Below are 12,786 nucleotides of genomic sequence, written 5' to 3'. Positions count from 1 at the left end.
TTCTGGTTGTATCTGCATCAATGGCGCTTTCAGGACGCGCCGCCCTGGGGCCGGCAATTGCTTTAGTCGCGCTTGCCGAAGCTTACCAGCCGTTTCAGTTTGGGGAACACATCGGTCAGCTCCCTGTTGCCCAAGAGGCCCTCGGGCCTGAACTGCATAAGCAGAATGAGAATCAGCGGGATGATGACCCACTTCCATTCCTGGCTGATGTTGAACGAATTGGGCACAAAGGGCAGCATGTGGGCCAAATCGCTCATGGCAGGCAGGGCGAAGCGCAAAAGCTCGATCAGCAGGGTAAACATCACTGCTGCCAGCACCGAGCCGGAAAGCGAACCCATGCCGCCCAGATACACCATGACCATGGCCTCGGTGGACTTCATGATGCCAAAGCTGTTGGCGTAAATGGAGCTGAACATGTGCGCGTAAAGCGCGCCCGCCACACCGGCAATGCCCGCTGAAACCATAAAGGCCACGAGCTTCACCTTCTTGGTGTTGACGCTCATGATCTCTGCGGCAACTTCGTTCTGGCACACCGCAGGTATGCCCTTGCCCAGGGTGCTGTTTACCAGACGGTACAACATCATGGTGGTGATCATCACGCCAAGCAGCATCCAGATCATCATCCAGGGTATGTCGGCCACGCTCTCCATGGCGCGCACCACGCCGCGCATGCCCGTAAGGCCGCGAGGGCCGCCCACAAAATCGATATTGATGATAAGCGAAATGATGATGTAGTTGGCGGCAATGGTGATGATTGCCAGATAGTCGTCGCGGGTTTTGAACGAGGGCAGGGCCACCAGCAGGCCAAAGAGGGCCGCCACGCCGCCCGCTGCGGCAAGCACCAGGGGAAAGAGCAGGGGCGCAAGCTCGGGCGGCAGCAGGGGAGCGCCCAGCATCTTGTTCTTGGTGAACAGAATGATGGAAATAAGCCCGCCCACATAGGCCCCCACGCACATAAAGCCCGCGTGACCACAGGAAAATTCGCCCATGTAGCCGTTCACAAGGTTCAGGCTGGTGGCAAAAATAACGTTAAGGCCCATGAACTTGATGACTGAGAGCCAGTAGCCGTCAATCCACGAAAAGTATTCGGCAAAAACAAGCACCAGCCCGCCGATCAGGAACAGAAGACAGTCTATCTTCTTCTGTTTGACAACCCGTTTGATGGCATAGCCGAAGCAGAGCACGCCCAGAATCGCGAGAACCGTTTGTACAAAAAGAGGCAGCATTCAGACACTCCGGCTAGATTTTGGTCGTTTGCGGCATGCCGAAAATGCCCGTGGGCCGCACCCACAGGATGAGCAGCAGGATGGTGAAGGAAAACAGATCCATGTAGGTGGACGGCAAAAAGGCCACCACCATGATTTCTACAAATGCCAGCATAAAGCCGCCCACAAATGCGCCGCGTATGTCGCCAATGCCGCCCACAACCGCCGCGATAAAGGCCTTCCAGCCGATCATGGCGCCCATGTATGGCTCAAGGTTGGGGTAGCACATGGCAAACAGCATGCCGCCAAGCCCGGCAATACCCGAGCCAAGCACAAAGGTGACCACAATGACGCTGTCGAGCGGTATGCCCATGAGCGGCAGGGCAAAGCGATCCCAGGAAACCGCACGCATGGCCATGCCCACCTTGGTGCGCGTGACAATGGTCTGCAAGAACAGGAACACCAGCACCGCAGCCACAATAACCCATACTTTCAGGTTGGTGATGACCAGCGGCCCGATGGAATATACGGCCTTGTCGATAAGCTCTGGCAGCTTGCGCTTGGTGGCGCCGAGCAGGGCAAGGTTGCCGTTTTCAAGAATAAGGCCGCACATCAGTGCGGTAATGACCACATAGAGCCTGTGCGCGCCCTTGCGGCGCAGGGGCCGGTAGGCAATGCGCTCAAGCGTAACGCCCACCAGAGCCGTGAGGCCCATGGTCAGCACAATGGTCAGCCACAGGGTCATTGGCTTTGAAAGGCCAAGCCCGTCGGAAGAAACCAGATACGTGGCCACAAAAAAGGAAATGTAGGCCCCAACCATAAAAATGTCGCCGTGGGCGAAGTTGATGAGGCGCAGCACCCCGTAAACCAGGGTGTAGCCCAGGGCGATGAGGGCGTAAAAGCTGCCCCATTGCAAGGCGTTGAGGGTCTGTTGCAGCAGAAAGTCCATAGGCTACCCAAAAATGCTGACGGTTACAGTGTGCGAATCCTGTGGCGCTGTTTTTTTCAATTTCTGAGCGGCAGTGCGCGTTTGCGGCCCCTGAACCGCCCGTTCAGGCGAAAACCCTTTTGCCCCAAGGGTAATTTGCGGGTGGCTTACGCCAGCAACGCAAGGCAAGCCTTACCTCTGCATGCTTTTAAGCCAAAAAGCGCAAAAATATTCCTTCTTCGTACCGGGACTCAGCCAAAGGCAAAAAATATCGATCTGATCTGTGGCGCAGTTTTTATCCGCAGCGGATGTTTTGCCGCCGCGCGGCCCCCTGTGGGTTGGGCCGCGCGGCAGTGCCAATTACCTGCTGATGTCTGCTATTTGGGGCAGACAGATTCCACAAAGGCGAACGCGCCGGTTTCCGTCACGCGCACAATAACCGCACACTTGATGGGGTCGCGGTTTTCGTCAAACTTCATGCTGCCGGTGATGCCGTCAAAGTTGGCCATGCCAGCCATGTTGTCGCGGATGATCTTGCGTTCTTTCTTGAGGTCGGGGTCAATCTTGCCGGCCTTCTGGATGGCCTGAAGCACGATGTTGATGGAGTCCCAGGTCAGAGCGGCAACGTCGTCAGGCACATAGCCGTACTTGGCCTTGTACTTGTCGATGAATTCCTTGGTTTTGCCAGTCGCGCCCTCGGCGGTGTAGTGGGTGGAGAAAAACTGGTCCACACAGTCCTTGCCGCAGAGGTTGAAGAGCTCGGCGGAACCCCAGGCATCGGAACCCATGAAGGGGCCCTTGTAGCCGAGGTCGCGGGCCTGAGGCACAATAAGGGCCGCAAAGCTGTAGTTTTCAGGCACAAAAATGAAATCGGGCTTTGCCGCGATGATCTTGGTCAGCTGGGCAGAGAAATCCTGGTCTTTGGGGCCGTGCGATTCCATGGCCACCACAGAACCCTTGCCGTGCGTCTTTTCAAAGGCTTCCTTGAAGTTGTCGGCAAGGCCCTTGGAATAGTCGTTGGATACTTCAAACAGAACAGCGGCTTTTTTGGCGTTGAACTTCTTGGTGGTGAAGTCCACGGCCACAGGAGCCTGGAAGGGGTCAAGGAAGGCTCCGCGGAAGACCCAGGGGCGGTCCTTGGTGGCGTCGGGATTGGTGGACCAGGGGGTGATCATGGGCACCTGCTCGTCATTGGCAACAGCGCCCGCAGGCACGGCCTGACGCGAAGACTGGGGGCCAACGATGGCCATGACCTTGTCGCGCTCAATGAGCTTCAGGGTCACGTTAACGGCAGACTCGGGTTTGGATTCATTGTCTTCATAAATGAATTCAAGCGGGTACATCTTGTCGCCCACTTTCAGCCCGCCCTTGGCGTTGATCTCTTCCTTCAGCATTTCAGCCGCATACTTGGAACCTTCGCCCACCTTGGGGATTTCACCGGTAAGCGGGATGGGGAACCCGATTTTGATCGGAGCTTCTGCGGCCATGGCCGCTTGCCCCACAAAGAGAGACAGGGCGCAAACTGACGCTACTTTCAGCAAATTCATGAAGGCCTCCCGAGTTTTATGTGCAGTTACAGGGGTGTACCAAAAATACGGTAAGGCTGAACAAAGCAAAAATTATTCCGTTTTGCTAAGTTATTGGAAATGAACATAGTTTGTAAAATTTAGCGGCACAAAAAATACGTTTTGGTAACTTTTTGCGCGTAAGCACTACAAAACAGTGAAAAAATAAAACGATAACCAGAGCATGAACCTTGTCGCATATGTGGTATCGCAAGTCAAATATGATACCGTGTTGGAGGGGGCTGTCAGATTTTTTTGTGGAGCAGTTTTTCAATATTCTGAATTTAAAAGGTTTTTTTGAGTTGCCCGTGTGGTTGCTTTTCAGTCCATCAGGGATTCTGGTTGTGAGCACCAGCTTGGCGGCGAGAAAAGGATCTCGTCTGGATAGATAACTTACTGTTAATATTGTAAAATTGTTTTTAAAGTAAAAAATACTTTTTTGTCGATTTTGCGGAGTTGTTGTGGCTTAATATCCCGAGAGGTCTCCAAAAAAATCTAAAATATAAAATAATTTCAATTCGTTGCCTTATTCTACGGACTGGTAGGCCTTGCCCTCACGCCCTTGCCGGAAACGGAGGAACCCCTGCTAGCAGCACTGCCGCCAGCTACGTTTCCTGCGCCGCTTCCGCGTGGCGTCAGACCAGACAGAGCAGCCCGACAGGCCTAAAAAACCTGCGGTATATAAGCACGATTCAGCGCTAAAAGCCACAGAAAAAGATTACCTGCATTGCCTGGGTCAATAACCAGCAGCCAGCCCGTCACTGCGCGGATCAGTTGCTCCAAACAACACCCCGGTATCCTGATCACAAAGAATGGCCCCGGCATGGCCCATCAGATCGCTAAAGTCTGCAATGCGTTCAACCGAGTGCCCCTGTTTGGTCAGGGCTTCGGCCAATTGCGGGCTGAAGCGGCCTTCGAGCCGGAGGTTGTTTACCGGCAGGCCCCAGCTTCGGCCATACAGCCAGCGCGGCGCGGCCACAGCATCGTGCGGGCTCAGGCCAAAATCTACCATTCGGGTGACTATAGCCGCCTGGGTTTGAGGTTGGCCCTCGCCGCCCATGGTGCCGTAAACGAGCCATGGCTTGCCGTCCTTGCGCAGCATGGGCGGGTTGAGCGTATGCATGGTGCGCTTGCGCGGTTCAAGTCTGTTAATATGGGCGGGATCAAGCGAAAAAAAGCTGCCCCGGTTTTGCAGCAGGATGCCCGTATCGCCAGCCACAAGGCCAGCGCCAAAGTCGTGAAAAATGCTCTGGATGGCAGAAACAGCGTTGCCTTGAGCGTCCACCACGCCAAACCAGCAGGTATCGCCCTTGGGTTCCAATGGGGCGGTGGGGTTGAGGGCGCGGGCAGGGTCAATGCGGCTGGCAAGCTCGCGCCCATGCTTCGGAGAAAGCAGATAATCTACAGGAATGTCGGCAAAGTCCGGGTCGGTCACATAAGCATCGCGATCGGCAAAGGCCAGCTTGGTGGCTTCGACTATGGCATGCAGGTATGCGGCGCTGCCCTCGCCCATGCCTTGGATATCCAGATGCTCAAGGATGTTGAGTATGGAGAGCGAAGCCAGACCCTGGGTATTGGGCGGCAGGTTGCAGCACTCAAGGCCCCGGTAGCGCACACGCAGGGGCGTGACGGTTTCTGCCTGATGTGCGGCGAAATCCCGCGCAGTGAGCAGACCGCCGTTGTCCGAGAGCCAGCGGGTCAGGCGGTCGGCCAGTTCGCCTTCGTAAAATACGCGCGCGCCCTCGCTGGCGATGAGGCCAAGAGTAGCGGCAAGGTCGGGCAGGCGCAGCACAGCCCCTGTTTGCGGGGGTGCGCCGGTGGGCAAAAAAGTATGGGCAAAGCCGGGAAGCCGCTGCAATTGCCGATAACCCGTGGGATCAGGCTTGCAGTCCTCATGCAGCCAGTGGGCCAGAGAGGGCGTTACGGCAAAACCTTCTGCCGCGAGGCTGATGGCCTCTTGCAGCAGGTCGCCAAGAGCAAGAGGGCTGCCCCATGACCGGCTGAGTGCATGGGCGGCATCCCAACCAGAAACCACACCGGGCACAGTGCAGGCAGCCAGCGGCCCGCGCAGGGGAATGGACGAAAGGCCCTTTTGCGCAAAAAAATCCCGCGTGACATTTTCGCCAGAGCGGCCACAGGCGTTGATGCCGTGCAGCGCGCCTGTCGCTGCCTCGTGCGCCAGCCAGAAGTTGTCGCCGCCGATGCTGCACATCTGCGGGTACACAACGGCCAGCACTGCCGCTACTGCAACGGCGGCGTCGAGGGCGGTGCCCCCCTTGCGCAGAATATCCACGCCTGCCTGGGTGGCAAGATAGTGAGGAGATGTAACCATTCCCCGCGTGGTCATGGGGTCAAAACGCTGGGATTCCGTTTCCGCATAGGGGCTGGATGCAAAATTCATGATGCTTCCTGTGTGGGGTGGCTAGGTGTCACATGGATGCCGCCAGCAGGGTGCAAATCCTTGAAGCCCCCATGGCATGCAGTGGGATAATCCGTGGCCTTGCAGCAGACTAGCGGCGGGGGCGCGGCACGTCAAACCGATGCTGCATCCCTGCCAAAAGATGAAAATCAGGCGCAAGATTTTGCCCAAAACCTGTCGGGGTATGCCGTGCAAGCCTCATTGAGGGGGGGCAAAAAAGGGCGTAAGCAGGTCTGACGCCGCGCAGGTGCGGCTACAGATCAGCAGGCAGCCGCGCTCTGCGCGGCGCGAAGGACACGATATGGGGACAACAATAATGCTGTTTGCCGTGGGGCTTGCAGGAAGCTTTGTTTTTGACCGTTTTCATCTGCCCGGCGGGGCCATGACCGGGGCCATGATCGCCGTGGTGATTTTCAAAAGCTGCGGTTCCATTACCTCGCCCGACATGGCGCACTGGGTGCGCTTTATTGTTTACGGGTGCGTGGGTGTGCTTGTGGGCAACATGTATAATCCCGGTATGCTCGATGCCGTGCGCGACACCTGGCCCATGATGCTGCTTTCAACGGGCATCATTTTGATGGCGGGGCTTTTGTGCACCTGGATTGCCGTGCGCTGGGGCGGGCTTTCTGTGGGCGGAGCGTATCTGGCGACCAGCCCTGGGGGATTCAACGCTGTGGTGGCGCTTTCCGGCGGCACAGGGGCAGAAGCCCCCATGGTGATGGTCTATCATCTGGTGCGTATCTATGCCATTGTGCTGCTCTCGCCAATTGTTGCCAAGATGCTGTCTTATTTAGTGAAGTAATAGGTCAATGACCGGCATCTGCCCTGCGCATGGGGGGCGCTGACCGCCACAGACATTGAGCCTCCGTCGGATTCCGCCGGGGGCTTTTTAGCGGGCGAGCAGCAGAATCAGACCGCCCAGCCCCGGCAGCGCCACCATGCAGCCTTTGAGCAGCAATTGCGGAGCCATGCGGGTAAACTTTGCACCCACATACGCGCCGATGACCTGACCAGCCAGAACCTGCAGGAACAGCACAAGATCCAGATGCCCGGCGGCGAGAAACCCCAGGCTGCCAAAGGCTGCGATGGGCAGAATGACCAGCATGGTTGTGCCTACAGTCTGATAGAGCGGCACATTGAAGATAATCAGCAGGGTCATCTGGATAAAGGGCGTTGCCCCCACGCCGCAAGCCCCGGAAACCAGACCGTTGAATACGCCCACCATGCCTGTCAGCAGCCAGAACTTCACGCCGCGGGTGCTGGTGAAACGAAAGCTGAACAGCGGATTGGCAGGGTGAAAGACCCGCAGATAAATGAGGAAGGCGGAGAGCATAAGCACCACGCCAGTCAGCGGTTTGAGCGTGGCGGAGGCAAGCCCGGACGAAATATGCGCGCCGCAGAAGGCCCCGGCGGCGCCAAACGCGCCCAGCAGCAAGCCCAGCCTGCGGTTGACGTTGCCCTCGCGAAAGTGGCTGATGGAGCCTGAGAGGGACGTAAAAGCCATGGCCGCGAGCGAGGTGCCAAGGGCGACCTGCATGGGGATGTCAAAGCCCACGCTGAGCATGGTGATCATAACCCCAGCGCCGCCAGCGCCCACAAAGCCCAGCAATATCCCCAACAAAAGCATGGCGGCAAAAACAAGCATAGATCACCTGCTGCACGGGCCGCCTCCACGGGCGGCGTAAAGTTGAGCAATTACATGCAGCGGCAGAAATCGCCGCGCAGTTCTGGCAGGCTAGCTCTACCGTGTGTGGGGCGCAAGGGTATTTTTCCCCGCCCGGCGGGTCAGGCGTGCGCCGCCCTTTGCGCGCGCAGCAGCGTATCCCACGCCCGAACGTAAAAGATCAGGTAGCGCCAGCACACATAGGCCACAACCAGGGTGGCGACAATCATTTCCAGCACTGCCAGCACCTTGAGTTGCAGGGCGTACTCCAGCGTTGCCGGGTACGCGGCCAGCAGTTCGGAAACCTTGTACAGCGCTGTTGCACCCACCGCCATGGGGAAGGTGTAGGCCGCAAAGCCGGGGCTGAAGGGCAAACGCAGCAGTTTGAAAAAGGCAACATAGATGATGCTGGTCATCAGCACCGCCACCCCGAGCAAAAGGCTGCACAGGAGCAGGGAGGGGGTTGGCTCAAGGCTCAGATAGGCTACCAGCGAGAGGCTGGCCGGAGCGGCAAGCACCGCGATGGTGGGCTTGGATGCGTCTTCGATTTCCCTGGAAAATATGAGGCGATACAACATGACAGGCAGCAGGGTCGCGTAATTGACCATGCCAAAAACCATCAGACCATAGGCAAGCTGGTAGTAGGCCGGGCCGGGAACCGTCATGGCCGCCACGCTGATGCCAACAAAGGGTACAAACCAGCTCGGCAGCATGTGGTGAAGGCTGAACTGCCGTGCCCGGAAGGCTACAAAGGCCAGCAACAGGCAGAGATGCAGGACCACGGCAAACAGCCAGAGCCACTGGGCCGCCCGCGCATCCAGAATGCTCAGACTCTTGGATTGCAGCATCAGGGCCATTGAGGTGGTGGGCAAAATGCTGCCAAGCACGGGATGGCGCAGTTCTTCGAGCAGCAGCCTTGGGTTCAGGGCAAATTTGCCCGCCAGCAGCAGAATCAGCGTCATGGATGTCAGCGCGCCAAAAACCTGTGCGAAATTGTGGAGGGGCAGGCTTTTTTCAAGCCCGATGCCCAGGCTGGCAATGCCAAGGGCCAGCCCCGCAAGGGGCGTGGGAACAGCGCGAAAGAAATTGCGAACACTCTGCAACATGGAACTATCCTTGGTTGTGGTCTGCTTGCATGTTTGCCATGGATCAGGCATTAAGAAAATCGAAATGAATTTAACATAATGTATAAAAAAGTTAAACGATGATATGACACTCAAGCAATTGCAGGTTTTTCTGGCTGTGGCGCGGTTTCAGAACCTCACACAGGCCGCAGAGGCTCTGTTTCTGACCAAGGGCGCGGTTTCCCAGGCCTTGCAGGAACTGGAGCGGCACCTCGGCGTGCGCCTGTTTGACCGGGTACACCCGCATTTGCGGCTGAATCATGAGGGTGCGCGCCTGTGGCCGCTGGCGGATGAAATGCTGCAAAGGGCCGAGGCCATCGAGCGGACGTTTCAGGCTGGCGGGGCCTGCTTTTTGAGCATTGGGGCCAGCAAGACCATTGGCAACTATCTGCTGCCGCAATTGATGCACGATTTTGAAAAGGATCACGGCTGGCTGCCCAAGGCGCAGATAGCCAACACCAACCGCCTGCTTGAACTGGTGGAAGGCTATGTTCTGGATGTGGTGCTGCTGGAGGGCGAACAGCATCGGACCGACATGGTGGCAGAGGAATGGCTAAAGGATGAAATGGCGGTGGTGGCGTGCAAGAGGCATGCTCTGGCGGACGGCAAGGCCCACGCGCCGGAAGAGCTGGCAGGCCAGCGCTGGATTCTGAGGGAGCCGGATTCCGGCACGAGGGCCTTTTTTGCGCACACCCTAGGCTCGCTCATTGCGCCCTATACCGTGGCCCTGAGCCTCAGCTCCACCGAGGCGGTGCTGGGCATGGTGGAGCATGGGTTGGGCATCACCTTTGCTTCACGGCTCATGGCCGAGCTGCCAGGCTTCAGCAGCCGTTTTTCAATAATCCGGCTGACGCAGACGTTTTCACGCACATTTTCTCTTTGCTGGCACGAGTCGAAATACCATTCTGCGGGCATGGATACGTTTATCCGCTTTTGCCGGGCGTGGTCGCCGCTCAACAGATAGCGCTACGCAAAGAGCCCCTTATGTGGGCTACCGCTGGCGCGTCAGGTGGTACACGCGGGGAACCATGTACATGAGGCTCAACTGCCCGCGCGTAGGCTCATAGCGCGTGGCAACCACCACAGAACCCAGATTCCAGAGGTGGGCGTCATCGCCTTCCCCGGCCGAGGCCTTGCCAAAACGGTCAGTGACCATCTTGAGGATCATGCCCTCCACCGTATTGTTCGGCGCGGTGTAATCCAGCTCAAGAAATCCCAGAGGGCCGGGTTTTCCGGGGCCGTAACAGATCGCCATCTGGCGCGCGCCGGGGGCAACCTTGGCGGCATCGTACAGGTCGCAGATATAGGCGTCATCCTCGCGGATAACGGTTGCTCCGTACTGTCGCAGGGCTTCACGCATGGAATTTCTGTCGGTATTGTCGAGCCGCTGGCCAAACAGAACGGCCTCGGGGCGCGAAGGTTCGGCGCGGGCCATATCTTCCAGTTCTTTCATGGCGTTGGCATCGCCGTTCATGGCCGCCGCATAAAGCAGCAGCACCGCCCGCGAGGGGTTCTTGGTCACGCCCTGCCCGATGCGGTAAAAATGCCCAAGGCGGAACAGAGCCTCGGTTTGCTGCTGCGCGGCTGCGCGGCTGTACCATGCCGCCGCCGCAGTGAAATCCTGCTGTACCCCGCGCCCCAGCTCATAGAGCATGCCCAGATTATACTGAGCCTCAGGCTGGCCCTGCCGCGCCGCCAGATCAAACCAGCGCGCGGCTTCCGCGGGGTTGGGTTCTATGCCGCGTCCCTGTTCCAGCATGCGCCCGTAGTTGCTCATGCCCGAGGGGTGCCCGGTCTTGGCTGATTCTGCAAACCAGTGCAGGGCGCGGCCCAGGTCAGGCTCCACCCCCTGCCCGAGGTCATAAAGCACGCCAAGGTTGTTCATGGCCTGCCCATCGCCCGCTTCGGCCTGTTTGCTCCAGATGCTTTCCGCGGTGGCATAATCGCCCTTGGCGTAGGCTGTTGCGGCTTCTTCCGCCTGCGTGGGCGGCGAAGTCCTTTGCGGAACAGGCACTGGTGCCTTGGTGGGGGTGCTTTCCACTGCAGGCGCGTTTTTTTCCTGCTCGGCGGCCGATTCCTTCTTGCCCTTTTTTGATTTTTTATCTCTGCGGTTTTTTGAGCCCTTTTCCTTCACTGGAGCTTCTGGCTTTTTGGGCGCTTCAAGGGCAGGGCTTGCGGGCTGGGCAGGAGCGGCGGGGGCAGATGCGCCCTGTGCCGCAGGAGCCTGCGGTTGCTGGGCCTGAGCAGGGGCGGGCGCTCCCGGTGCGTTCAGGGGGTTGACCTGCTGCGGCGTGGGCACGGATGGCGCTGCGACGTTTGGGGTCTGCACCGTGGGTGTTTGCACGGTAGGCACCTGAACAGTAGGCGTCTGTACTGGCGCTGCTGGCATTGGCTGCGAAAGCGTGGGCGAAGTTCCGCCCCCGAAGGGTTGCCCACCCATGCCGTTGGGGCTGGGCGCATTGCTCCCACCAATTGGAGCGTTGGGCGCGCCAGTACCCTGAACAAAAACGGAGTCTGACGCGGCAAAAGCCGCGCCGCCCGGCAGCGCCAGGGACACGCACAGGCTGTACACGAATACGGCCCGGATGGCTGAAATAAGATGGGCGCGGCTGTAAACCGCGCCCCATCGAAGAAACATGCTGGTGTTCCTTACGGTTTACGTTTGGGGCAGTTAAAATTCATAAAGTCCACTTCCGGGCGGCTCGTCAGGCGCTCATCGGGCACCAGGGCATAGCCGCGCCAGTCGCGCAAGGTGGCATTGATTCTATCCATATTCACGTAAGCCAGCAAGGCGGGCCAGCGGTCGGCCATATCGCGCAGCATGCGCGCATAGGTGACTTCCCCGCCGTGAAAGCCGTCAAAAAACTCGCAGTCGCCGGAAGCAAAGGTGCGCGGGTCGGTAAATTCCATAACGTCAATGCCACGGGCAAGCAGGGCGTCGCGCAGTTTGAAGAGGTGCGGATAATCGGCCTCCCGTTCGCGCATGGCGTCAAGCACACGGACAGAAAGGGGCGAAATGAAAACAAAGGTGGCAATGCCTCTGGCCTTGAGCCGGCAGTAAATTTCTGCAAAGGCGTCCAGATGGGCGCTGCTGATGCCGCCGGGGTCGCGGCTGTCAGCCAGCGGCTTGGCGTGGAAAAAGGCCTTGGTGCCGTAGCGTACCTGCTTGAGGGTGTCCTCGAACTGGTAGTCAAAGGGCCGCTTTTGCCCGGTGCTTTCACCTGTATAATACCAGGAGCCGTCAGAGCCAAAGCCGTCGTTGTACTGCTGGGCCATAATGCCGTAACGGGCGTTGCGGAATCCGCCCATGGACTGCGGCAACATGGGGGCGATAAAGTCCCTGAACGAAATCTTGCCTTCAAGCAGCCATGTCCAGGGTTTCTTGAGGCTGTCGAATCCGTAGTTGTACGACCCGCTGGTGGGCGGTTCTTCCTTGAATGGGTCGGCATTCCACTGCGGCATGAACCACCAGAAGTCCAGCCCGATGATGATGGCATCCGGCTTGTGAATGCGCAGCATGGCGTCGATGGTGGAGCGCAGCACGGGCAGATTGCCCGCCGTGCCGCCCACATTGAGGAAGGGCTTGCGGAAGTATGCGCCGCGGAACTGCATGACGCGCGAGGAACCCACGGCGGCGATTTCGGGCTTCACCTTGGCATAGAGTTGCAGTTTGTAGTCCACAAAATCCTGGGAAACGCCGGAACCAAACACGGCAAAATTCCCCTTGGACTGTTCTGCGACGGCCCGTTCCACGGCCACGTCGCCGCTGCTGTGCAGCCACCACGCGGTATAGGGAACGGCCAGCAGGCATCCCGCCAGGACAAGGCCCAGCAGCACGAGAAAATAACGCTTCAAAAAGGCGGTATCTGTGTTGTTCATGGC

General features: G+C 58.3%; 10 protein-coding genes. 2 read left to right on the top strand and 8 right to left on the bottom strand.

Annotation, left to right across the window (positions count from 1 at the left end; all coding sequences use genetic code 11):
• Window positions 1-62 precede the first annotated feature (62 nt).
• The 4 genes from NE637_RS13735 to ggt all read right to left on the bottom strand — a co-directional run bounded on the left by NE637_RS13735 (window position 63) and on the right by ggt (window position 6,099).
• Window positions 63-1,226 (bottom strand): branched-chain amino acid ABC transporter permease, encoded by a 1,164-nt coding sequence (locus NE637_RS13735; protein ID WP_192112141.1) that lies wholly within the window; start codon window positions 1,224-1,226, stop codon window positions 63-65.
• Between the two features lie 13 nt (window positions 1,227-1,239).
• Window positions 1,240-2,154, bottom strand: coding sequence for a branched-chain amino acid ABC transporter permease (locus tag NE637_RS13730; RefSeq protein WP_192112142.1), 915 nt, complete (start codon window positions 2,152-2,154; stop codon window positions 1,240-1,242).
• 356 nt (window positions 2,155-2,510) lie between these two features.
• Window positions 2,511-3,680: an ABC transporter substrate-binding protein gene (locus tag NE637_RS13725; protein WP_192112143.1), complete on the bottom strand. Its 1,170-nt coding sequence runs from the start codon at window positions 3,678-3,680 to the stop codon at window positions 2,511-2,513.
• Between the two features lie 754 nt (window positions 3,681-4,434).
• Window positions 4,435-6,099, bottom strand: a complete 1,665-nt coding sequence (ggt, locus tag NE637_RS13720; protein ID WP_256267761.1) for a gamma-glutamyltransferase — start codon at window positions 6,097-6,099, stop codon at window positions 4,435-4,437.
• Window positions 6,100-6,418: 319 nt separating this feature from the next.
• On the opposite strand from ggt, the gene NE637_RS13715 reads away from it, so the two are divergent.
• Window positions 6,419-6,919: an AbrB family transcriptional regulator gene (locus tag NE637_RS13715; protein WP_192112144.1), complete on the top strand. Its 501-nt coding sequence runs from the start codon at window positions 6,419-6,421 to the stop codon at window positions 6,917-6,919.
• Between the two features lie 87 nt (window positions 6,920-7,006).
• Here the strand turns inward: NE637_RS13715 and NE637_RS13710 are convergent, their stop codons facing one another.
• Together NE637_RS13710 and NE637_RS13705 are read right to left on the bottom strand one after the other, a co-directional pair.
• Window positions 7,007-7,762, bottom strand: a complete 756-nt coding sequence (locus NE637_RS13710; protein ID WP_192112145.1) for a sulfite exporter TauE/SafE family protein — start codon at window positions 7,760-7,762, stop codon at window positions 7,007-7,009.
• A 140-nt stretch (window positions 7,763-7,902) separates the two neighbouring features.
• Window positions 7,903-8,886: a TDT family transporter gene (locus tag NE637_RS13705; RefSeq protein WP_227119351.1), complete on the bottom strand. Its 984-nt coding sequence runs from the start codon at window positions 8,884-8,886 to the stop codon at window positions 7,903-7,905.
• Window positions 8,887-8,989: 103 nt separating this feature from the next.
• On the opposite strand from NE637_RS13705, the gene NE637_RS13700 reads away from it, so the two are divergent.
• Window positions 8,990-9,868 (top strand): LysR substrate-binding domain-containing protein, encoded by an 879-nt coding sequence (locus NE637_RS13700; protein ID WP_215646765.1) that lies wholly within the window; start codon window positions 8,990-8,992, stop codon window positions 9,866-9,868.
• Window positions 9,869-9,895: 27 nt separating this feature from the next.
• On the opposite strand, the gene NE637_RS13695 is transcribed toward NE637_RS13700, so the two are convergent.
• Window positions 9,896-11,542, bottom strand: coding sequence for a sel1 repeat family protein (locus tag NE637_RS13695; protein WP_227119352.1), 1,647 nt, complete (start codon window positions 11,540-11,542; stop codon window positions 9,896-9,898).
• Window positions 11,543-11,553: 11 nt separating this feature from the next.
• The gene (locus tag NE637_RS13690; RefSeq protein WP_227119353.1) at window positions 11,554-12,783 is read right to left on the bottom strand and encodes a hypothetical protein; all 1,230 of its coding nucleotides are present in this window, start codon (window positions 12,781-12,783) and stop codon (window positions 11,554-11,556) included.
• Window positions 12,784-12,786: the final 3 nt, after the last annotated feature.

This window comes from Desulfovibrio desulfuricans (genome assembly GCF_024460775.1).
In the GTDB taxonomy this organism is placed as follows: Bacteria; Desulfobacterota; Desulfovibrionia; order Desulfovibrionales; family Desulfovibrionaceae; genus Desulfovibrio; species Desulfovibrio desulfuricans_E.
The sequence above is the reverse complement of the archived record's forward strand: the minus strand, read 5'-3'. Positions and strand labels throughout refer to the sequence as shown.